This is a genomic window from Micromonospora cabrerizensis (assembly GCF_022230955.1).
GTDB classification, from domain to species: Bacteria; Actinomycetota; Actinomycetes; order Mycobacteriales; family Micromonosporaceae; genus Micromonospora; species Micromonospora cabrerizensis.
This window is the reverse complement of sequence record NZ_JAKKFI010000047.1, coordinates 115,143-135,579: the sequence shown is the minus strand read 5'-3', so window position 1 is coordinate 135,579 and position 20,437 is coordinate 115,143. Positions and strand designations below refer to the sequence as shown.

Annotated in this window: 18 protein-coding genes, 1 tRNA gene and 2 pseudogenes; 8 read left to right on the top strand and 13 right to left on the bottom strand. The window is 72.1% G+C overall.

All coding sequences use genetic code 11. The features are described 5' to 3' along the window. Positions 1–176: 176 nt before the first annotated feature. Both LADH09A_RS07310 and LADH09A_RS07305 read left to right on the top strand, forming a co-directional pair. Entirely contained in the window at positions 177–998 is an 822-nt protein-coding gene (locus LADH09A_RS07310) for an SURF1 family cytochrome oxidase biogenesis protein (protein ID WP_238644104.1), read from the top strand. A gap of 116 nt (positions 999–1,114) precedes the next feature. After that, positions 1,115–1,936 carry a hypothetical protein gene (locus LADH09A_RS07305; protein WP_238644103.1) on the top strand — a complete coding sequence of 274 codons (822 nt, stop codon included), beginning with the start codon at positions 1,115–1,117 and terminating at the stop codon, positions 1,934–1,936. Between the two features lie 4 nt (positions 1,937–1,940). On the opposite strand, the gene LADH09A_RS07300 is transcribed toward LADH09A_RS07305, so the two are convergent. The 5 genes from LADH09A_RS07300 to LADH09A_RS07280 form a co-directional block, all read right to left on the bottom strand. Continuing rightward, complete coding sequence (locus LADH09A_RS07300) at positions 1,941–3,533, bottom strand: ATP-dependent DNA ligase (protein WP_238644102.1); 1,593 nt, start codon at positions 3,531–3,533, stop codon at positions 1,941–1,943. A gap of 84 nt (positions 3,534–3,617) precedes the next feature. Beyond that, positions 3,618–3,824, bottom strand: coding sequence for a hypothetical protein (locus LADH09A_RS07295; RefSeq protein ID WP_030333429.1), 207 nt, complete (start codon positions 3,822–3,824; stop codon positions 3,618–3,620). A gap of 77 nt (positions 3,825–3,901) precedes the next feature. Continuing rightward, positions 3,902–5,263 carry a dipeptidase gene (locus LADH09A_RS07290; RefSeq protein WP_238644142.1) on the bottom strand — a complete coding sequence of 454 codons (1,362 nt, stop codon included), beginning with the start codon at positions 5,261–5,263 and terminating at the stop codon, positions 3,902–3,904. Positions 5,264–5,299: 36 nt separating this feature from the next. Continuing rightward, on the bottom strand, positions 5,300–6,445 hold the full coding sequence (locus LADH09A_RS07285; protein ID WP_238644101.1) for a M48 family metallopeptidase: 1,146 nt from the start codon (positions 6,443–6,445) through the stop codon (positions 5,300–5,302). Positions 6,446–6,543: 98 nt separating this feature from the next. Beyond that, complete coding sequence (locus LADH09A_RS07280; protein WP_238644100.1) at positions 6,544–7,158, bottom strand: uridine kinase family protein; 615 nt, start codon at positions 7,156–7,158, stop codon at positions 6,544–6,546. A gap of 550 nt (positions 7,159–7,708) precedes the next feature. Here LADH09A_RS07280 and LADH09A_RS07275 point away from each other — a divergent pair. Continuing rightward, positions 7,709–8,110: a rhodanese-like domain-containing protein gene (locus LADH09A_RS07275; protein ID WP_145785474.1), complete on the top strand. Its 402-nt coding sequence runs from the start codon at positions 7,709–7,711 to the stop codon at positions 8,108–8,110. A 178-nt stretch (positions 8,111–8,288) separates the two neighbouring features. On the opposite strand, the gene LADH09A_RS07270 is transcribed toward LADH09A_RS07275, so the two are convergent. The 3 genes and pseudogenes from LADH09A_RS07270 to LADH09A_RS07260 form a co-directional block, all read right to left on the bottom strand. Then, on the bottom strand, positions 8,289–9,836 hold the full coding sequence (locus tag LADH09A_RS07270) for a cobyric acid synthase (protein WP_238644099.1): 1,548 nt from the start codon (positions 9,834–9,836) through the stop codon (positions 8,289–8,291). A gap of 197 nt (positions 9,837–10,033) precedes the next feature. Beyond that, positions 10,034–11,038, bottom strand: a pseudogene (locus LADH09A_RS07265) (cobalamin biosynthesis protein); the annotation flags it as partial. A 296-nt stretch (positions 11,039–11,334) separates the two neighbouring features. Continuing rightward, a complete protein-coding gene (locus LADH09A_RS07260) occupies positions 11,335–12,090 on the bottom strand; it encodes a single-stranded DNA-binding protein (protein ID WP_238644098.1) in 756 nt (251 codons plus the stop codon). Positions 12,091–12,395: 305 nt separating this feature from the next. Here LADH09A_RS07260 and LADH09A_RS07255 point away from each other — a divergent pair, with 305 nt between their 5' ends. After that, positions 12,396–12,836, top strand: coding sequence for an HPF/RaiA family ribosome-associated protein (locus LADH09A_RS07255; RefSeq protein ID WP_238644097.1), 441 nt, complete (start codon positions 12,396–12,398; stop codon positions 12,834–12,836). 160 nt (positions 12,837–12,996) lie between these two features. Beyond that, positions 12,997–14,067: pseudogene (locus tag LADH09A_RS07250) on the top strand (alpha/beta hydrolase); the annotation flags it as partial. Between the two features lie 213 nt (positions 14,068–14,280). Here LADH09A_RS07250 and LADH09A_RS07245 read toward each other — a convergent pair. Next, positions 14,281–14,985, bottom strand: a complete 705-nt coding sequence (locus LADH09A_RS07245; protein ID WP_238644096.1) for a hypothetical protein — start codon at positions 14,983–14,985, stop codon at positions 14,281–14,283. A gap of 158 nt (positions 14,986–15,143) precedes the next feature. Between LADH09A_RS07245 and LADH09A_RS07240 the strand changes: the two genes are divergently transcribed. Further along, positions 15,144–15,216 (top strand) — tRNA-Arg (locus LADH09A_RS07240). Positions 15,217–15,802: 586 nt separating this feature from the next. On the opposite strand, the gene LADH09A_RS07235 is transcribed toward LADH09A_RS07240, so the two are convergent. Beyond that, positions 15,803–16,105, bottom strand: a complete 303-nt coding sequence (locus tag LADH09A_RS07235; protein WP_238644095.1) for a MerR family transcriptional regulator — start codon at positions 16,103–16,105, stop codon at positions 15,803–15,805. 658 nt (positions 16,106–16,763) lie between these two features. On the opposite strand from LADH09A_RS07235, the gene LADH09A_RS07230 reads away from it, so the two are divergent. Beyond that, positions 16,764–17,261, top strand: a complete 498-nt coding sequence (locus LADH09A_RS07230) for a SigE family RNA polymerase sigma factor (protein WP_238644094.1) — start codon at positions 16,764–16,766, stop codon at positions 17,259–17,261. Then, entirely contained in the window at positions 17,261–18,313 is a 1,053-nt protein-coding gene (locus LADH09A_RS07225; RefSeq protein WP_238644093.1) for a hypothetical protein, read from the top strand. The genes LADH09A_RS07230 and LADH09A_RS07225 overlap by 1 nt, the downstream gene beginning before the upstream one ends. Positions 18,314–18,335: 22 nt before the next feature. Here LADH09A_RS07225 and LADH09A_RS07220 read toward each other — a convergent pair whose 3' ends face one another. The 3 genes from LADH09A_RS07220 to LADH09A_RS07210 form a co-directional block, all read right to left on the bottom strand. Further along, positions 18,336–18,734: a nuclear transport factor 2 family protein gene (locus LADH09A_RS07220; RefSeq protein WP_238644092.1), complete on the bottom strand. Its 399-nt coding sequence runs from the start codon at positions 18,732–18,734 to the stop codon at positions 18,336–18,338. Between the two features lie 97 nt (positions 18,735–18,831). Beyond that, positions 18,832–19,299: an STAS domain-containing protein gene (locus LADH09A_RS07215; RefSeq protein ID WP_238644091.1), complete on the bottom strand. Its 468-nt coding sequence runs from the start codon at positions 19,297–19,299 to the stop codon at positions 18,832–18,834. Positions 19,300–19,467: 168 nt separating this feature from the next. Further along, entirely contained in the window at positions 19,468–20,214 is a 747-nt protein-coding gene (locus LADH09A_RS07210) for a GAF and ANTAR domain-containing protein (RefSeq protein WP_238644090.1), read from the bottom strand. Between the last annotated feature and the right edge of the window lie 223 nt (positions 20,215–20,437).

The window sequence follows — 20,437 nt, the reverse complement described above, 5'->3', positions numbered from 1 at the left end:
GCGACGGGACGACCGGGGCCGATCCGTCGGCGTGACGATACCCGTCCGGTCAAAGACCTGAGCACCGCCAACCGGAGCGGCTGACCCTTGCCTGGCAGGGCCCCGGGACCTCGGTCCCGGCCGGGTCCGGCCCGGTCCAGGTCAGTGGCGCCGGTCATACGAGTAGCCTCGGTGCCGTGTACCGGTTCCTGCTGAGCCCACGCTGGCTGGGCGCTCTCGCGTTGACCCTGGTTGCCGCCGCCGTCATGGTGTTCCTCGGCAACTGGCAGCTGGACCGCTACCGGGGGCGTACCGAGGTCAACGAGCGGATCGACGCGGGCCAGCGGATGGCTCCGGCCCCACTGGCCGACGCTCTGCGTGCCCCCACCGGCGGCGCGGGCACGGCAGGTCCGGCCCCCGCCAAGGAGAAGGTCTGGACCCGGGTCACCGTCACCGGCCGGTACGACCCGACGAACACCGTGCTGGTCCGTGGTCGGACGGTGGACAGCCGGGTCGGCTTCGAGGTGCTGACCCCGCTGGTGCTCGCGGACGGCACGGCACTGCTGGTGGACCGGGGCTGGATCCCACCGGCGCCGGGTGGGGCCACCGCCCAGCCGCCGGTGCCGGCCGTACCGACCGGTGACGTGACAGTGGTCGGCCGGGTGCACGAGACGGAGAGCGGCGCCGGCACGGTGGCGCGACGCGACGGTCGGCTGGAGATCCGGCGGATCGGGGTGTCGCGGCTGGCCGGCGAACTGCCCTACCCGGTGTACGGCGCCTATCTGCTGCTGGACGAGCAGACCCCCGCGGCCGACCCGGTGTTCAAGGCGGTGCCGGTCGGGCACACCAACAACTGGCAGAACTTCGGCTACGTCGTGCAGTGGTGGCTCTTCGCGGTGATGGCCCTGTTCGGCTACGGCTGGGTGGCCCGCCGCGAGGCCCGCCGGGCCGCCGGCCTCGGCACCACCCCGGCCCCGCTGGACCGGGCGGCCGAGCCCACACCGAGCGCGTCCGCCTGACCGGACGGGCCCCGACCCGGGCCGTTCCGGCGCGACAAACGGACACTCGGGGGCAGCCGGGACACCACGGCAGCCGGTAGTCTCCGCCGGGTGTTCACCTCACGTCAGGGGTCCCGATGAACGCGGATCCCACGGCACCACTGCCCGAGCCGGTTCCGGAGACCCGGGCGCACCCGCCGATCGACCCGTGGGCCGCCGAACCACCGACCGCGCCACTGCCGACCAGCGCACCGACCGAGCCGTTCCCGACGACGGCACCCCCGGCCGCCGCCCCCTCCGGCCTGCCGCCGACGGCACCGTTCCCGGCCACGCCGCCACAGTTCTCCGGACCGCCCTTCTCCGGGCCTCCGGCGCAGTCCTCCGCACCGCCCTTCTCCGGGCCTCCGGCGCAGTCCTCCGCACCGCCCGCGCCCTACTCCGGGCCCCCGGCGGCGTGGTCGTCCGCTGAGCCGGCCGGGGCGTGGCCGTCTGCTCAGCCCGCCGGATCGTGGGCACCTGCTCAGCCGGCGGGGGCGTGGCCTCCGGCCGGGCCGTACCCACCGACCCCGATGGCGACGCCGACTATCGGCGGCTATGGCAGCGGGCCGGAGGTGGTCGCGGTGCAGATCGCCGAGATCGCGGTGAGCCCACCGGTCATCCGTACGCCGGCCGGGGTGCTGCCACTGGCCGGTGCGACCTGGCACGTGGCCGACTACTGGCAGCGCGAGGAGAAGGTGGCCACCTGGGCGCTGGTCTGCGCCATCGTCGGCTTCTTCTGCCTGTTCGTCCTGAGTCTGCTCTTCCTGTTGGTCAGGGAGACCCGGCACCACGGCACGGTGCAGGTGACGGTCACCAACGGCGGGCAGCAGTACGTGGCCCGGATCCCGGTCGCCGATCAGGCGCAGGTGGCGCACATCAACAACCAGGTGAACTACGCGAGGTCGCTGTCCAGCAGGTGACCCGTCAGCCGGTGGGACGGCCGGCGTGGATGGCGCGGACGGCGTCGATGGTGTCCGCCTCGGCGGCGGACTTGTCGTCGCGATACCGCACCACCCGGGCGAACCGCAGCGCCATCCCCCCGGGGTAGCGGGAGCTGGTCTGCACCCCGTCGAAGGCGATCTCCACGACCTGCTCGGGCCGGACCCGGACCACCCAGTCGCCGCGCTCCACCGCGAGGCCGAGGAACCGCTCGGTCTGCCAGCGCAGCAACTCGTCGGTGAGCCCCTTGAACGTCTTGCCGAGCATCACGAAGTCGCCGGTGTGCGGGTCGCGCGCGCCCAGGTGCAGGTTGGACAGCCAACCCTTGCGCCGGCCACTGCCCCACTCGACGGCGAGCACCACCAGGTCGAGGGTGTGCCGGGGCTTGACCTTGACCCAGGCGGCACCGCGCCGGCCGGCGTCGTAGGGGGCATCCGGTGCCTTGACCACCACGCCCTCCTGCCCGGCGTCGAGTGCGGCGGCGAACGCGGCGGCGGCCTGCTCGGGGCCGTCGACCTCCATCCGACCGACCAGCAACGACGAGTCGACCGCGCCGGCCAGGGCGGCCCACCGCTCCCGGCCGGGCAGGTCGATCAGATCCTCGCCGTCGAGGTGCAGCAGGTCGAAGAAGTACGGAGTGAGCACCGTCGCGCCGGTGCTGGCGGCTGCCGCGAGCACCGCCGGGGCGACCGGGGTGCGCCCGGTGGTGCTGGGGGTGGTGCGTCGGGCGGCCCGGCTGGAGGTCTGCTGGAACGGCAGCGGGCGGCCCGTCTCGTCCAGGCCGATCGCCTCGCCGTCGAGCACCAGCTCGCGGCCCGGCAGGGCCCGGACGGCGGCGACCACCTCGGGCACGCGGGCGGTGATCTCGTCCAGGCTGCGGGTGAAGACGGCGATGTCGGTGCCCGAGCGGTGCACCTGGATGCGGATGCCGTCGAGCTTCACGTCGACCACCGCCGGCGTGCCCGTCGCGGCGAGCGCCTCGTCGACCGAGGGGGCGCTCTGCGCGAGCATCGGTGCCAGCGGCCGGCCCACCTGAAGGCCGAACCCGGCCAGCTCGGCGGCCCCTCCGGACAGGGCGGCCACCGCCACGGCGCGCAGGTCACCGGCGAGCAGCAGGGCCCGCCGGACCGTCGCCACCGGCACCTCGGCGGCCCGGGCGACCGCGTCGGCGAGCAACCCCGCCTGGGCGCCCTGGCGCAGCTCGCCGCTGAACAGGCCGGTGAGCAGCCGCTGCTCCTCGACGGTCGCCGCCGCGTAGAGGGCACCGAGCAGCGCCCGCCGTCGGGCCTGCGAACCCGCACCCCGCACGGCGGCGATCTGCTCGATGCTCGCGTCGACGGACGCCACCGTCAACGTCGGCTCGGCGGCCGGTGGCGGCAGGTCACGCAGGCTCGCGTAGCCCACCCCGGTCTGCCGTTGGCGCAGCTCACCGGCGAGATAGCCGGCACCGGGCTCGACCTCAGCGGGGTCGAGCCGGCGCAACGCGTCAGCCAGCAGCTCCACCTTGGCCCGCCGGCCGCTGGTGGCGCTGACGGCGGCGGAGGTGGCCGCCAGGTCGAGGAACCGCACGCAGCTCATCCTGCCAGTCCCCTCCGACACCGCCCGGGCATTGCCGTGCCCGGGCGGTGTCGGCAGGGTGCCGCCCACCCACGCGGACGACGATCAGGCGGAGACGGGTTCCTCGATGCGCAGCCCCCGGGCACGGACCTCGCCGGCGACGCGGGAGAGCACCGAGTCGAGGGCGACCAGTGCGGCGGAGAGCTCACCGAGCTGTTCGTTGAGCGTGTCCTCGGACCACGCGGAGACGTCGACATCCCCCAGCGCGCTGACAGCGGCCCCCAACCGGGCCATCACCTCGTTCGTACTCATGTACGAAAGGCTATAACAGCTGACCATCCGACACGCCGTAAACTCCCAGATCAGGCCCAAAATCGCCGTTCCGTGACCTAACTGCCCGCAGCCGCTACCTTGCCCGCGGTGGCGACCTTGCCGAGCAACAGCGCCTCGGCGAGACAGACCTTGGCGAACTCACCCAGGTGCAGACTCTCGTTCGGGCCGTGCGCGCGGGCGTGCGGGTCCTCCACACCGGTCACCAGGATCGCCGCGTCCGGGAACATCTCCTGGAAGGTGGCGATGAACGGGATCGAACCGCCGATGCCGACGTCCACCGGGTCGGTGCCGTCCCAGGCAGACCGGAAGGCCGAACGGGCGGCGTCGAACATCGGCCCGGACGCGTCGATCACGCACGGGTTGCCGTCGTGCTCCAGGCTGACGGTCACCTGGGCACCCCACGGAGCGTGCTTCTCCAGGTGCGCGCGGATCGCCGCGTACGCCCGCTTGGGGTCGTCGCCCGGAGCGAGACGGACGTTGAGCTTCGCCTTCGCGGCCGGGACCAGGGCGTTCGGCGCCTCGGCGGTGGACGGCGCGTCGATCCCGAGCACCGCCACCGCGGGCTTGGTCCAGAGCCGGTCGGTGATCCGGCCGGTGCCGATGAACTGCACGCCGTCGGCCAGACCGGCCTCGGCCCGCACCCGGTCCTCGGGGTAGTCGACGGTGGCGCCCTCCCGGCCGACCAGCCCGTCCACCGCCACGTCACCGGCGTCGTCGTGCAGGGTCGCCAGCAGGCGGACCAGCGCGGTGAGCGCGTCCGGCACCGCACCGCCGAACATGCCGCTGTGCACCGCGTGGTCCAGTGTGCGCACCTCGACGAAACAGTTGACGACGCCGCGCAGCGAGGTGGTCAACGCCGGTACGCCGATGTCCCAGTTGCCGGAGTCGGCGATCACGATGACGTCCGAGGTGATCTCGTCGCGGTGCTCGACCAGCAGTTGCTCCAGCGAGTCGGAGCCGTACTCCTCCTCGCCCTCGATGAAGAGCACCACACCGACCGGCAGCGCGTCGCCGTACGCCCGCAGTGCCGCCACGTGCGCCATGATCCCGGCCTTGTCGTCGGCCGCGCCCCGGGCGTAGAGCCGGCCGTCGCGCTCCACCGGCTCGAACGGGTCGGACTCCCACAGCGACCGGTCGCCGACCGGCTGCACGTCGTGGTGGGCGTAGAGCAGGACGGTCGGCGCACCGGGCGGGGCCGCCCGACGGCCGATCACGGCCGGCTGACCGCCGGAACGCACGATCTTGACGTCCAGGCCGCAGCCGCGCAGTAGCTCGGCGACCGCCTCGGCGGAACGTTCCACGTGTGAGTGGTCGAAACCCTCGAAGGCGATGCCGGGGATGCGGACGAGACGTTCCAGGTCGGCGCGTACGCCGGGCATCTCCCGCTCGACGGCGGCCCGCACCTCGGACTCGGACATGATCGGTGAGGTCATGACCGGCATCGTATGCCGGCCTTACCGGGGCGTGCTGGCGGAGCCCGTCCCGTCACCGCCACCCGCCGGCCCGGTGCCCTGCCACGCGCCGGGCGCGGCCCGGCCGGCGCGGTGAGCGCGGCCGGCGGCCTCGGTGGCGGCGTCCATCCACGAGCGGGCCCGACCGGCGGTGCCGCCCACCCACTCGCCGACGTCGCTGGCACCGTCGCCGAGCCGCCGCAGCAACCCCACCAGCGGGTCGGTGGACTGACTGAACTCCTCCCGGTACGACTCGGCAGCGGCCTTGATCTCCTCCGACACGCTGGTCGAGCTGTCGTCGTCGCGGCGCGGGTAGTCACCGGCCAGCACCTGCCCGTACGCCCCGGAGTCGATCCACTGGCGCAACTGCGCCGCCCGGGCCACCGGGGCCGGGTGGGTGCTCCACGCCGTCATTTTGATCTTGTGCAGGCTGTCGCGCAGGTCGCCGCCGCCGGCGTACTCGGCGGCCTGCTCCAGGAACGCGGCGGTGTCGATCTGCGACAGGTCACCGCCGCCCGCGAGCTTCATGAGCAGCCGCAGCGCGGCGGCCGGGTCCTGCCCGGCGAGCAGACCGGCCCGATCGGCGGACAGCTCCGCCTTACGCCACCACTCCAACATCGCCGCGATGATCGCCCGCAGCGCGATCGCGCCCACCGGCAACCAGCTCAGGTTGGCCGCCCACCGGGTGAGGATCATGAGCATGGTCTTGTAGACCGCGTGCCCACTGCCCACGTGCCCCAGCTCGTGGCCGAGCAGGCAGCGCAGCTCGTCCTCGTCCAGGTGCTGCACGCACGCGGAGTTCAGCACGATGAACGGCCGTTCCAGGCCGACTGCCTCGGCCCCCAACCAGGGCGACTGGGTCACGTACAGCTCGGGCAGTTCCGCCACGTCGAGCGCCGCCGCGGCCTCGGCGTAGCGCTGCCACACCCCCGGGTACTGCCGGTGGTCGACCCGGATCCCGGAGGCCAGCACCGACAGCCGGAAACCGCGCTCGTTCCACATCCCGAAGAACGACCGCACCACGTCGTCGAACCCGCGCAGCTCCCGCAACGCGACCAGGGCGCCCCGGTCGGCCGGATGCTCCCAGGCCCGCGAGCTGATGCCGGTGAGAGTGATCCGGCGCCGCGCGGGCGTGTCCGTTGCCGACATGATGAGTCCCCCGATCGCCGCGCTGTCCCGCCCCGTGCCTGCCGGTGGCGGCCCTCTCGCATCGTGCCGTAGCCACTGGCGGACGTCCATGCCCCCGCTCAGCCGATGCGAAGGTAGTACCGGTCCGTGTCGTGCGGCAGCGTCGGCGCACCGTCCACCAGCAGGTCCGCGCGATTCGCCGTGTCGTCGGCGGCGAAGTGCGCCCGCTCACCGGCGTGCCAGCGACGCAGCTCGGGCAGGATCTCCGGCCCGTCCCGGGCGACCGCGCGCTCCAACCGCAACAATGCGGGGGCGGTGACGAACACGGCCAGCGTCAGCTCCGGCCCGACGACGGCACGGGCCGCGCTGACCCCCTCCAGGACCAGCACCGGCGCGACCGGAACCGGAACCGGCCGGGTCAGGAAACGTTGCCGCACCCAGCTGTAGCGCCGGTAGGCACCGGGCCTCCCCTCCCGCAGCGGCCCGAGCACCCAGTCATCGAGGCGGGGCCAGAAGGTGACCTGGTCGTCCCAACCGTCGAGCAGGTCGTCGGTGTGCACCACGGGCGGCCGGCCGCCGGGCAGCGCCGCCAGGGCATCCGCGAGGCGCGCCGCGAACCGGCTCTTGCCCGCGCCGCTCGGCCCGTCGACAGCGACCAGCCGGGTCCGCCCCAACCGCGCCGGGCCCGCGAGCACCCGACGGGCCAGTTCGGCGTACGCCTCGACCACTGCCACGGACGACCTGCCAGTCCGACGACCGGCCGGTCCCTCGACCTCGTCGGCCTGATCCGCCGCTCCTGCGATGTCCATGGCCCTCCGGTGTGCTGCCAGCCGCCCGGCCTCCGAGGTCAGCGAGGCCTCCCGATGCGCTGCCGACCGCCCGACCTCCGAGGTCAGCGCAGTCTCGCGATGCGCTGCCGACCGCCCGACCTCCGAGGTCGGCGCAGTCTCGTGCATGACCGAAGTATGCCGCCGCCGCCCACCCGAGTGATCAACTCCGGATCATTGATATCGCGGTATCCCGGTCGACCGGATACCGCGATTTCCGTAAAGCCGAGTGGATCACGCCGCACCAGCGGCCTGACCGGACTGGCCGGGCTACGTCAGGCTGGCCGGGTTGTGTCGGAGCGGCGACCGGCAACAGCCACGTGACACGTCCGGCTGATCGCCCCTGGCCGGCCATCGTCACGTCCGGGGGAATTGGGGTGGCGACGGGTGACGGGGGGCCCGTTCGCCGCCCTGGGTGCCGCCAAGTCGGCATCATCGGGTGGTGCTCCGAGACGTGATGAGCCCCGGTATCGACGCCCTGCTCGAACAGGCCCGTGCCGGGCTGCACCGACTTACTCCACAGCAGACCGTCGAGGCGGTCCGCGGCGGTGCGCTGCTGGTTGACACCCGCACCGAACTGCAACGCCGTGAACAGGGCGACCTCCCAGGCGCGGTCGTCATCGACCGTACCGTGCTGGAATGGCGGCTCGACCCGGCCAGCGCCTGGCGGATCCCGGAAGCCACCGGGTACGACCGGGAGATCGTGCTGGTGTGCCGGCAGGGCTACAGCTCCAGCCTGGCCGCCGCCAGTTTGCAGACCCTCGGTCTGCGTCGGGCCACCGACATGATCGGCGGCGTCGACGCCTGGCTCGCCGCCGGCCTCCCGACTACCGACCGCCCCGCCGACATCCGCCCCTAGACCCCAACATCCCACTCACCCGCCCGACCACACCGCGCCTCCGCCGGTCGCCCCACGCGAACGCCGAAGCCCGACGCTCTAGGCACCACGCCCCACGCTCTAGGCACCACACCCCCATGATCGACCAGGGTCAGCGGATCAACGCCGGCCGAGGGTGGTGGCGGGATCAGCTTTCGGGCTACCGGACGGCTGGTGGGGCACCGGGTGGGATGAAGGGGAGGCCCGCGGGTGCGCCGGTCTCGATGAGATGCCAGAGGGCGTCGGTATCCAGGTGCTCCTCGACCAGGTCACCGAGCAGATCGAGTGAGCGTTCCCGGGCGGCGGCGAAGCTGGTGGCCGGTGCGACTTGGAAACCGGTACGGCCAGCCAGGCGAGCCGCCTCGGTGAGGAACCACCGGCGGAACTCGTCGGACTCGAACGCCCCGTGCCAGTGCGTGCCGTGCACCACGCCGAGAACGGCGCCCTCGCCGACACCGTCGTCGCCGGTCAGCAACGGGGCCAGGGTGGGGTCGGTGTGTGAGACGTACCCGTGGTGGATCTCGTAGCCGCGCACCGGGAGGCCACCGTGCGCGGTGCCCACCGACTGCCGGACGGTCTTGCGTGCATCGAAAGTGATCTCGATGGGCAGCAGGCCCAGCCCCGGCACGCTGCCCTGTCGGCTCTCCACCGGGTCGTGGATGGCGCGGCCGAGCATCTGGAAGCCGCCGCAGAGACCGAGCAGTGGCTTGCCGGCCGCCACGTGTGCGGCAACCGCGTCGGCGAGGCCCGTCTCGCGCAGCCAGGCGAGGTCGGCGACGGTGGACTTGGAGCCGGGGAGGACGACCAGGTCGGCGGCGGCCAGCTCGGCCGGTTCGATGGTGAGGCGTACGCGGACACCCGGCTCGGTGGCCAGCGCCTCCACGTCGGTGGCATTGCTGATCCGGGGGAGGCGGACGACGGCCACGTCCAGCCATTCGGCGCCGTGCGGGGCGGCGGGGCGGCCGAGCACCCGGCCGTACACGAGTGAGTCCTCCGCGTCGAGCCACAGGTCCAGTGCCCAGGGCAGTACCCCGTACGTGGGGCGGCCGGTGACGTGACGCAGCATGTCCAGCCCCGGCTGGAGCAGCCCGAGGTCACCCCGGAACTTGTTGATCACGAAGCCGGCGATCAGCGCCTGGTCGGCGGGGTCGAGCAGCGCCACGGTGCCGAACATCGAGGCGAAGACACCGCCCCGGTCGATGTCGCCAACCACGATGGCCGGCAGGTTGGCGTGCCGGGCCAGCCCCATGTTGACGTAGTCACCGGCCCGCAGGTTGATCTCGGCGGGGCTGCCGGCGCCCTCGCAGATCACCACGTCGTACGTCTCCCGCAGCTCGGCCAGCGCCCCGTACGCGGTCTCGGCGAGCCGGGGACGCAGCTGGCGGAAGGTACCGGCGGTGATGGTGTCGACGGCTTCGCCGAGCAGCACCACCTGACTGGCCAGGTCGCTACCCGGCTTGAGCAGCACCGGGTTGAACCGCAGGTCGGGTGCCAGCCCACAGGCCGCGGCCTGCATGGCCTGGGCTCGTCCGATCTCCCCGCCGCGCCCGTCCGGCCCGACGACCACCGCAGAGTTGTTCGACATGTTCTGTGCCTTGTACGGCGCCACCTTCACGCCCTGCCGGTGCAGCCACCGGCAGATTCCGGCGGTGAGCACACTCTTGCCGGCGTCGGAGGTCGTGCCGGCGACCAGCAGCCCGCCGCTCACCGCCCGCTCCCCCGCCCCGCGCCAACGATTCCGCTCGATCCGACTGCCCCACGCGCTCCGACAGCCCCACCCGCTCCGACTGCCCCACGCGCTCCGACAGCCCCACCCGCTCCGACAGCCCCGCCCGCGCCGACAGCACGCAGCCCGCGCCCACTGACGGCGGCCCCGGGCCGGAACCCACCCGCCAGAACGACCAGCCCCCGCCCTCCGGTCACGGCGCCCCAGCCGCGCCGGCCCACCGCGCCGACCAGACGGCCGAGGGTCACCGGGTACGCGGCCGCCAACCCGACCGCCGCCAATCCGACCGCGCCGGAGATCCGGGCGGCGCGCTTCAGGTGCCGGGCCTCGGGGCGGGGCCCGTCGCCGAGGAACGGCCGCACCTCGGAGCGCCCGAAGTAGACGTTGCGGCCACCGAGGCGGACGCCGAGCGCGCCGGCCATCGCCGCCTCGCACTGGCCGGCGTTGGGGCTCGGGTGGTCGTTGCGGTCACGCCGCCACACCTGCCAGGCCCGCTGCCGGTCCCCGTGCGCGACGGGCGCGACAGCGATGGTGAGCAGCCCGGTCAGCCGGGACGGCACCAGGTTGAGGACGTCGTCCAGCCGCGCGGCCGGGGTGCCGAACCGTGCGTAGCGCGCCGATCGGTGCCCGACCATCGCGTCGAGGGTGTTCGCCGCGCGGTAGCCCAGGAGCCCGGGCAGGCCGGCAACCGCGCCCCAGACCAGTGGGGCGACGACCGCGTCGGACGTGTTCTCGGCGACCGATTCGACAGTGGCGCGGGCCAGCTCGGTCTCGCCCAGCGTCGACGGGTCCCGGCCGCAGAGGTGACCGAGACGTTGACGGGCAGCGGGGAGGTCACCGGCGCGCAGCGTCCGACCCATGACGGTGGCTTCGCGCCGCAGCGTACGGCCGCCCAGCACGGTCCATGTGCTGGCAGCCACGAGCACCGCACGGGTCACCGGCCGGTGCCGGGTGGCCGCCGCGGCGACGGCTCCGAGCAGCACCGGCCCGCCCACGGCCAGCGCGGTGAACGCCGCACCCGCCGAACGGTCCGGCCGGTAGAGGCGGCGCTCCAGAGCGCTGGCGGCCTGACCGAAGCCGGCCACCGGATGCCACCGACGTGGGTCGCCGAGCAGCCGGTCGAGCGCGTACCCGGCCAGCAGCCCCACCGCGTTCGCCACCGGCGCTGTCCGTCGCACCCGCATCACCTCCGGCCGGCCAGCCTAGACGAGCAACCCGGGAACCGGCCCGGCCCACGGTGCTTCCCCGGTGAAGGACGCTGTTGTGGCACGCCAGGCGGGCCGGTCCTTCAGTTGTTCACGCGGGGTGACGACGCTGGTCGCATCGCCACCCCGCCCCCGTCGTGCCGTGACGCCTGGTCTGGCCAGGCACCCACCGACCCAGCCACCGCCGACGCGGTGACGGGCGGCAGGGCGCCCGACCGGCACGGAACCTCAGGCAGCTCGGTTGCCGGCCGGCCGGCAGTGGCCGAACCGACGGGTCATGCCGGTTGCGGGAGCCGGCCCCTGCCACGCCGCCCCCGACCGGACGGCGCGGGCTCCGGCTGGCCCTCGTCCGGCACCGGCTCCAGTTCGTCGTCCAGGTCGGCGTTGTCGTCGTCCTCCTCGGGTGGGAGGGCCAGCTCGTCGTCGAGGTCCGGCAGGATGTCGATTGGCCCGCTTCGCCCGCCGCTCCGGACGAGATCCCCATCAGCCGGACCGTCGACGAACGGGCTGGTGCGCAGCGCGGCGTAGTCGGGCAGCTCGAAGTCGTCGTCCAGTGGGCGGTCGTCGGGCAGCACGGGTGCCTGCCCGGCCGGGACCGGCTCGGTGGGCTCGCCGTGCACCCGACTCTCGGCCTCCGCGTCCTCCACGGTGCTGGTCGTGACACTGGGCCGGTTACGCAGGAACCGGGCCCGCCCTCGGGACAGGTCGTGGCCGACGGCGACCGCCTCCAGCTCGTAGAGGGTGCGGTGGTTGCCGGCGTCGTCGGTCCAGTCACGGGTGTAGAGCCGCCCGCAGACCACCACCGGGTCACCGACCATGACTGATGCCGCCACGCCCTCGGCGAGCTTGCGCCAACAGTTGACGCGGACGCGCAGCGAGTTGCCGTCGACCCACCGGCCGCTGTCGCGGTCGAGCCGTCGGGCGGTGGAGGCGACCTTGAAGTTGGCCACCAGGGTGTTGCTCTGGGTGGTACGCCGCCACTCGGGCGTAGTCAGCACATTGCCGACAATTGTTACGTAAGTGTCGAACATCGTCCCTCCAGGGGGATCGGGGCCTGCCAGCGCGAGTCGACTCGACAACGAGCCTCTGCCCCGGGAGCGACCGCCACCAGCGCCCCACCCCCGACCTGTGGACGACGAACCGACCTGTGGACAAAGCCCTGATCACGCCCCGATGTGGTACGGCCGACCCGCCCGACTGCACGTCGGCGGTTTCCGGGGCCGCCCGAACTGGGTATGCATTTGATCAACGCACCACCGACAGCTCCACGTCGACGAGAGGTCAGCGTCATGATGATCACCGAAATCGGCTCCGCAAACGTCTCCGAGGCGCAGCGATGAGCGCCGTGGCGAACCCGGCCACCGTTGCGGAATGCCTGAGGGTGGGTGCCGGGTTCTCGCAGGGCGACCGCAACTGGATCGCCGAGCAGTTCGTCACCCTCGACGCCCGGCTGGCCAGTTTCCACGCCGACGCCACCGAAATTGAGGTGTCGGTGAAGGACCGGGAGGCCCGTGGCCAGAAGGTCACCCTGGAGTGCTGGATCGCCGGCCGGCAGAAGATCGTCACCACCTCCGCCGAGGAGGACCTGCACGCCGCGCTCAACGACGTCCGGGACGACCTGCGCCGCCGACTCAATGACGCCAAGACCCGCCAGGAGCCCCGGCACAACAAGCACCTGCGCGACGTTCCGCAGCCCCAGAGCGAGCTGGACCCCGCCGACGGCCAGGAGCAGCTGCCCGCCGCGGACCCGAGCCGCGCCGACGCGGAAACGGTCTGACCCACGCCCCGTCCCCCGCGATCTTGCACCTTCGGTCCGCGCGCGGTCGTCACAGGCCGCGCACGGCAACAGGAGCAAGATCGCGGGGCAGGCCAGGAGCGCACAGCAGGCCAGGAGCGCGGGCTACCGCTGGGTAGGTTCGCGGCGTAGCGTCGCGTTCGTGGAACCGGACGTGTTGGGGCCGCCGTACGAGCGGCAGACGATCGACCTGGGCACCGACGACGAAGGGCCGGTCGTCGCGACCCTGGTCCGGCGGCGCGCCGAGCGCCCCAGCGGGCGGGCCGTCCTCTACGTGCACGGCTTCGTCGACTACTTCTTCCAGACCCACCTGGCCGACTTCTTCGCCGAACGGGGCTGGGATTTCTACGCGCTCGACCTGCGCAAATACGGTCGCAGTCTGCTCCCGGGCCAGACCCCGAACTTCTGCCGCGACATCAGCGACTACTTCCCCGAGCTGGACGCCGCCGCCGAGATCATCCGCTCCGACGACGGGCACGACACCCTGCTGGCGATGGGCCACTCCACCGGCGGCCTGATCCTCTCGCTCTGGGCAGACGCCCGCCGCGACACCGGCACCGTCGACGGCCTGGTGCTCAACAGCCCGTTCTTCGACCTGAACGCCCCCTGGGCGGTGCGCCGACCCCTCGCGGCCGCCGTCTCCCGCCTGGGCCGCAGGGCGCCGCACCGCATCCTGCCGTTCGGGCTGGGCACGGTGTACGGCGAGAGCATCCACTCCGACCACCGCGGCGAGTGGACCTATGACCTGGCGTGGAAGCCGCTGGCCGGGTTCCCGGTCCGGGCCGGCTGGCTCAACGCGATCCGCACGGGTCAGCGCCGGTTGCGCGCCGGCCTGGACATCCAGGTGCCGGTGCTGCTGGCCTGCTCGACCCGCTCCTTCCGGGGCACCAGGTGGCACGACAACGCGACCCTGGCCGACGCCGTGCTGGACGTCGAGCACATGGTCCGGTACGCGCCCCGCCTCGGCCGGCACGTCACCCTGGCCCGCTTCGACGGCGGGCTGCACGACCTCACGCTCTCCGGCCCGGCCGTCCGCAAGAAGGTCTTCGACGAGGTGGGCCGCTGGGCCGAGGCGTTCCTCGCCGCCGGCCCCACCGCTCCGGCCGACCCGGTCACCGCCGGCCATGCGCCGACAGACGCGGCGCTGGTCACCCCGGCTTCCGCCGACCCCGCGCCGGCCGACTCTGTTTCGGCCGGCACGCCGCCGACCGCCGAAGCCTCGACCGGCACCGACCCGACCGTCGGCGTGGCCGGGCTCCCGGAGAGCCGACGGTCCACGGCTGACGCGGCAGGTGCGGCGCCAGCCGGAGGCTGACCAGACCGAAGGGCGGCGCGGCGCACAGCCGATGCGTCGCCGGGGCGGCTCGGACTTCTTCGGGCGTTGCCGGGAGGCGGCTCAGACGCCGCCAGCAACGCCGGGAGTGGCTCAGACGTCGCCGGGCGTCGCCGGGAGGACGGCGCGGATCCGGTCGAAGGTCGCCACCGGGTGCTCGCCGACGCCGGGCAACACCAGGCCGAGGCAGTACGGCGACAGCTCCCCGGTCGCGTCGGGCTGGACGACGAAGATCGGCGCGCCGACGTACCCCTGGGGCAGCTCCGTGGTGATCCGCACGGCGTCCCCGTCGCGGACCACCCGCTCGATCGCGACCTCCAGCGGACGCGACCCGTCTTCGCGTACCCCATGGGCCAGCACGAAAGCGGAACCGGCGTCGGCGCCGAGGCGGGCGACCACCTCGGGCCCGGCGGCGATCCCCGCGGGCACCGGCTGAACGCGCCACCGCCAGCCGCCGTCGCCGGCATAGCGGTGCAGGCCCGCGGTCGGCAGCACCGCGACCCCGTCGCCCGGGAAGCGGGCCCAGCCGGGCACGATCTCGACCTCGGCCACAGCGGTCGGGGCGACGCCGGCCGGCTCCGTGACACTCGTCCGCAGGCCCAGCTCACCACCGGGCGTGCCGACCAGGTCGGCCGCCGTCAGCAGCGACTCCCCCACCGGGTCGTCGCCGCCCTGGAAGAAGAACGCGGTGCCGTAGTGCTGGTCGTCGTCCGACGACCGGTACGGCAGGATGGCGCGACCGACGACCTGGCACAGCTCGTAGGCGACGTCGCTCTCGGCGTCGGAATCCAGCAACACCAGCCAAAGGTACGGCCCGAGGTCAGGTCGGTCCGCGGGAACCCGGATGCCCGCAGGGCGGCTGACATGAGACCCTGCGGCAACGTGGACGCGGGCACCCTTTTCGCCGCCGGGCAGTAGGACGGCGGTACCCTCTGGGCGCGACATCCACGTCACACGCGCCCGTAGCTCAGCGGATAGAGCAGGGGACTTCTAATCCCAAGGCCGCAGGTTCGAATCCTGCCGGGCGCACCCACTCCACCGCAGGTCAGCGTCTTCCCGCACCCGGTCTGGATGATCACCACGCCCCGGACGCAGCCATTCGTGCCGTCACATCAGCAGAAGAGGCACGTCGCGGCCTCGTCCACGGGCAGCACGTTCCCCGGCGCCGGGCATGGGCGGAGGTGTTCATCGTCAACCCGATCTGGCCGTGTCCGAGCACGTTCATCACTCTGAGTCGGGCGGGGACGGGTTGGAGGTGGTACTTGCCGTCTCCTCGATCGGCCACGGCACAACCGGCTCGGGTGCCGGACGATCGGGCTGCGCAAGAACGAAAAGGTAGAACAATCCGCACTGCGCCGCTAAGGCAATCAGCACGCCCACGGCAGCAGCCACCAGGGTGATCCGAATGCTCCTACGAGGAGCCTTGAACGTCTCGATCCCCCCGGATCCCATGGCAGGAGAGTACGAGCCCTTACAGCCATCCGCCATGTCCTGACGCGACATTGGGCGGCGCCCGACCAGGCCCTCCGCAGACGACGAACGGCCCCTGCCCTGGCGGGAGGGACCGCGTGGCGCTCGGCGTCACCTGTGCGGGAGGCCGCAGCGTGGGGTGTCTTCAGCCCTGCTGGTAGCGCTCGTTGCGTCGAAGGGCCTCTTCGAGTTGGTCTTCAAGGATGATGATCCGGCAGGCCGAGACGATATCGGTGCCCTGGTCGCACATCTCCCGGGCTCGCGCGGCGAGGCGCAGTTGATAGCGGGAGTAGCGACGGTGCCCACCACTGGAGCGCTGCGGGTCGATCAGTTTTGCCTCGCCGAGCCGGCGGAGGAAGTCCTGCGAGCAGCCGATGATCTCGGCGGCACGGCCCATGGTGTACGCGGGGTAGTCCTCGTCGTCGAGCATGTCGTCGGATTGGGTCATGAAACCTCCATCACGAGGGCCCCGGTGCTCGGAAGCACCGGGGCCCAAGGGTTGTGGGTCAGGAACACCATCTGCCGACAGAACGTCGGCTTGTCTTGTCCGCACCGGCCGTCGATGACGGCGTCGGGTGCGAGGATCGCGTATGCGTGACCGGAGACCACCTTTCGTTCGATGGATACTGCGGTGTCCGCGCTCAGCTCAACAATGCGGCTGGCAGCGGGCGATCCAACGGTGTTACGCCCTCCCTTGCCTCTGATTCCTCTGTCGTTCGTCGTGCTGTCCGTCGGTGTCCGAGCCCCACGCGACTTCATGGCCCTGACACGTGCGACGAACCCTGCTTTCCTCGGGTGAAGCCCTGAACGAGCATCGGCCTCACCCGCACTGTCACCAGCTGAGCAGGCCACGAACTTCCTGGCCCGGCTCCTTCGCCCTCGGCTGGGGCGGTCACGTCAGCGTCTTTACTTGCTCCGTCTTCGACCTCAGGAACGTTAGCCGACAGCCGCCAGAAAATCTAGCTCTTCGCACAGAGATTTTCTTTACCCACGTGAGCAGTCCCGTCGGCCGTGCAGCGGTGGATGCCGTCGGCAGACTCTGCGCAGCCGACAGAAACACCCCGGCGGGTGTCTACGGGCCGGTTGACCTACGGCGTTAATAGGGCGTGACGTTCGAGGAGTACGCGTTCGCTCGCACTTCGGCGCTGATCCGGCTCGCCCGGCTGCTGACCGATGACGAGCACCGAGCCGAGGACCTGGTTCAGGAGGTCCTCGCGAGGGCGTACGCCCGTTGGGGGCGTATCTCCCGGACGGACCGGCCGGACGCCTACGTCCGTCGGATGCTCGTCAACGCGCACAACTCGTGGTGGCGTCGGCGCAGCAGCCGGGAGGTCTCGGTCGCTGCCGTGACGGACCGGGCGGGCTCTGCGGACGAGGCCGCCGTTGTCGCCGAGCGCGACGCACTGTGGCGGCTCGTCCGCGAGTTGCCGACGCGTCAGCGCACCGTGATCGTTCTGCGCTACTACGAGGACATGGACGACGCGATGATCGCCGAGATCCTGGCGTGTTCGGCCGGCACCGTTCGTACCCACGCGAAGCGTGCCCTGACGACGCTGCGCAAGCGGCAGGAAGCACCGACCCCCGCACGCTCAGGAGGGTTCTGATGTCCAGCGACCTCGACCAGCAGCTCACCGCGACGCTCACGCAGCGCGCGGGTGGCGACATCGATCCGACACCGATCGTGGAACAGGCCCGTCATCGGGGTCGGCGGCTTCGACGGCGTCGTCGCGGGTTCGTCGCCGGAGGCGTGGCGGCAGCGTGTGTCGCGCTGACCGCGGTGGTGATGGTGATGCCGATCGGCCGGAACTCCGAGGACCCGGTCCTGCCGGCCGCGGCGCTCATGCTGCCGGAGGCGTCGGGGCAGCCCGGCGCCATCGCGCGCCCCGAGGACGTCGGTGCCGATCCTGCGGTGGTGCACTTCTCGGCCGACGCCCTGGTCGAGGGCGCCGAGTATGCGACGTGGCGCGCGGGGCGCGGCATCGAGAGCGTCGAGTTTCGGGGGTCGAGTGGAGGTCAGGCCCGGTTCGCGCTGGCGCGCACCGCGGCGGCACTGGACGGGTTGCAGCAGACGTTGTCCTCGGCTGGACGGCCGCAGCCTCGGACCGACGTGCAGGTCGGTGACCGCCCAGGTTTTGCCTGGTTCGATCCGTCCGGTGACCAGAAGCTCTGGTTCGTGCGCTGGCAGCCAGCCGACGGGCTCTGGGCCCAGTTGGACACGTACGCGACCAGCCGTGACGAGGCGACAGCCACGGCGAACCGGGTCCGTTTCGACGGGGCGCACCGCTGTGTCGTGCCGTTCCGCCTGGAGTCGCTGCCTCCCGGCGGACGGCTGCTCGAATGTTCGGTCTCGCTCGGGCGGTCGGGGCGTGGCTCCTTCTTCGAGGGCTCACTCGTCGTCGGTGACGAAGCGGGTCGCTGGTTGACCGTCCGGGCCCAACGCGCTCCGGAGGGCCACGAAGCCCGAAGCGGGGATCTCGTGGCGGGCCCGTACCGGGCACGTCGGCAAGGAGGCGACGTCCTGGAGATGGCCGTCGAATCATGCGTCGTCGAGGCGTTCCTCAAGGGCTGGGGGAAGGACTACCGCGAGTCGGACGGCCTGCTGGTCCTCGGCGGCTACCGGCCGGCCCGCGACCTGGACCGCCCGGACACCTGGTGACGCTCACCGCAGCCGTGAGACGTCACCCGAACAGGTTGGCGGGTGGCAGGAGTCGCCCCTCCCTGGCATGGGAGTAGTCGCGGGCCTCGGTCACCAGGCCCTCGTCGTCGAAGCGCAGCAGCGTGCAGCCGGAGACGGTGAACGGCCGGTCGTTCGGGTAGGTGACCGCCCAGTATTCGACGCTCGCCGTCTCGCCGTCGACGTGCGGGTCACCGAACCAGACCTCGGCCGGGCGGGTTTCCTCCTCGAAGCACTCCCGCAGGTACGCGCGGAGCCCCGCCCGCCCCCGGTACGGGCGGAACATCGACGCCCAGTGGTCGCCGGCCTCGGCTTGCAGCCCGGCGATGCCGTCGACGTCCTTGGCGGGCCAGCCGTGCGCCCACACGGTCGCCCACCGCCTGGCCGCGTCCCGTACCTCCACGCCCGACTCCCCTCGCGACACCTGCCTGCCGTCCTTCTACCACCGACCCCCGACAGGTCGCGCTGGCAGGCCGTCAGGTCGCACGGGTTGGCGTTTCTCAGCCTCGTCGGGGGTCGAGGAGCAACGACGCCACCCCGGTGATCCGCAACACGCGCAGGGTGACTCCGCTGGCACCTCGTACCGAGAAGCGAGAACCCACCTGGTCCGCCCGGTCATGTGCCAGCAGAAGCGCGTGCACACCTGCGGCGCTGAAGAAGCCGACGCCGGTCAGGTCGCAACAGACTTCGGGATGGCTGTCGACCGCGTTGATCAGTGCCGTCGCCAGCCGCGGCGCGGTGTCCATGTCGACGTACCCGACCGGGGCGACGACCATCCGGTCGGCGGAGATGGTCGCGGACAGGTCGGTGGGCTCGGTGAAACGTGCCACGTGGAACGACAACTCGGACGAATCCACTTCAGTGGCCGCCTGACGGATGGCGAGTGTCGCTGGTGTGACCTGCCCGCGGGTGACTGCCGGCGGGGAACGGTCGAAGTGGGTCTGGAGAAGCCAGGAACGCTCAGTCATGGAAGAGCACGCCTCCTGTCGAGATCCGTAACAGGATGGGCGCGTGTCTTGACCCGAACTCAACGGTAGTAGGAACAACCGCCGGCCGCCAGTCGACTCGTCCGCCCCTTACCGAACTTCAAGCCAAAACGGCGCCGCCGGCCGGCGTAGCAGTCCGTGGCCAGCCGCTCACGGCAGGTGGCCGGCGTCACCGCGATCACGCTTGGGGTTCGCCGGTCGTGCGGCCCTCTCCACCAGCGCGGCAGCGACGTCCCGCAGTTTGCGGTTGGAGTCCTGGGAGACCTTCGCGAGGACGGCGAACGCCTCGTCCGGGGTGCACCGGCGTTCGCCCATGATGATGCCCTTCGCCTGCTCGATGACCGCCCGGCTCTGCATGGCCGACTGCATCTGCGCGGCCAGGGTGGCGGTGGTGTCGTACAGGTGGGCGTTGGCGAGGGCGACGGCGGCGTAGCCGGCGAACGTCTGCGCGAGGGTGACCGCGTCGTCGTCGAAGGCGCCCGGTTCGATCCCGTAGATGTTCAGCGCGCCGAGAACGGTCTCCTGGATCGGGAACCCGATCGACAACGAGCTGAGCGCTCCGCCCTGAACGGCTCGCGCCGCCCACTGCGGCCAGCGAGCTTCTTCGGCCATGTCCGGAACGGACACGACGGCGGCCTCTCTGGCCGCCTCCAGACACGGACCCTGCTCATACTCGTACTGCAGTTCGTCGAGTCGGAGCGCCAACTCGCCGCTGAACGCGGCGGTGTGCGGCCCCTCCTGCTTCAGCAACGTCACGGACACCTCTTCGGCGCCGGGAATCGTTCGTCGTGCCAGCTCGGAGACCTGGGTCAACACCCCGGACAGGTCGGTCTCGCCGAATTTGATCTGGCCGAGTTCGGAGATCGCCGCATTGGGATCAATGGGCTGCTGTGCCATGACTTCAAGGTCCTCGTGCCCGGGGCGCGTACCGGTTGCAGGAAGGCGACGGCAGCGCGCGTGGTGATGACGCACCGCGAACACGGGGCGCCGCACAGGCTCGCCAACCGAGCCCGGCGCCCGCTGCTGGACGCTGACTGGCCGACGCACAGGCGTCGGCTGCGGCATCAACTATACGACGCGACGCGACGCGGTTCCGAAGGTGCAGCCGGGTCGGGCCCAG

What these genes read in the sequence shown, in the direction of transcription:
- LADH09A_RS07305 (WP_238644103.1), top strand. Translation starts at nt 1,115, where the DNA reads ATGAACGCGGATCCCACGGCACCACTGCCCGAGCCGGTTCCGGAGACC.
- LADH09A_RS07300 (WP_238644102.1), bottom strand. Translation starts at nt 3,533, where the DNA reads ATGAGCTGCGTGCGGTTCCTCGACCTGGCGGCCACCTCCGCCGCCGTC.
- LADH09A_RS07295 (WP_030333429.1), bottom strand. Translation starts at nt 3,824, where the DNA reads ATGAGTACGAACGAGGTGATGGCCCGGTTGGGGGCCGCTGTCAGCGCG.
- LADH09A_RS07290 (WP_238644142.1), bottom strand. Translation starts at nt 5,263, where the DNA reads ATGTCCGAGTCCGAGGTGCGGGCCGCCGTCGAGCGGGAGATGCCCGGC.
- LADH09A_RS07285 (WP_238644101.1), bottom strand. Translation starts at nt 6,445, where the DNA reads ATGTCGGCAACGGACACGCCCGCGCGGCGCCGGATCACTCTCACCGGC.
- LADH09A_RS07275 (WP_145785474.1), top strand. Translation starts at nt 7,709, where the DNA reads ATGAGCCCCGGTATCGACGCCCTGCTCGAACAGGCCCGTGCCGGGCTG.
- LADH09A_RS07260 (WP_238644098.1), bottom strand. Translation starts at nt 12,090, where the DNA reads ATGTTCGACACTTACGTAACAATTGTCGGCAATGTGCTGACTACGCCC.
- LADH09A_RS07255 (WP_238644097.1), top strand. Translation starts at nt 12,396, where the DNA reads ATGAGCGCCGTGGCGAACCCGGCCACCGTTGCGGAATGCCTGAGGGTG.
- LADH09A_RS07235 (WP_238644095.1), bottom strand. Translation starts at nt 16,105, where the DNA reads ATGACCCAATCCGACGACATGCTCGACGACGAGGACTACCCCGCGTAC.
- LADH09A_RS07225 (WP_238644093.1), top strand. Translation starts at nt 17,261, where the DNA reads ATGTCCAGCGACCTCGACCAGCAGCTCACCGCGACGCTCACGCAGCGC.
- LADH09A_RS07215 (WP_238644091.1), bottom strand. Translation starts at nt 19,299, where the DNA reads ATGACTGAGCGTTCCTGGCTTCTCCAGACCCACTTCGACCGTTCCCCG.
- LADH09A_RS07210 (WP_238644090.1), bottom strand. Translation starts at nt 20,214, where the DNA reads ATGGCACAGCAGCCCATTGATCCCAATGCGGCGATCTCCGAACTCGGC.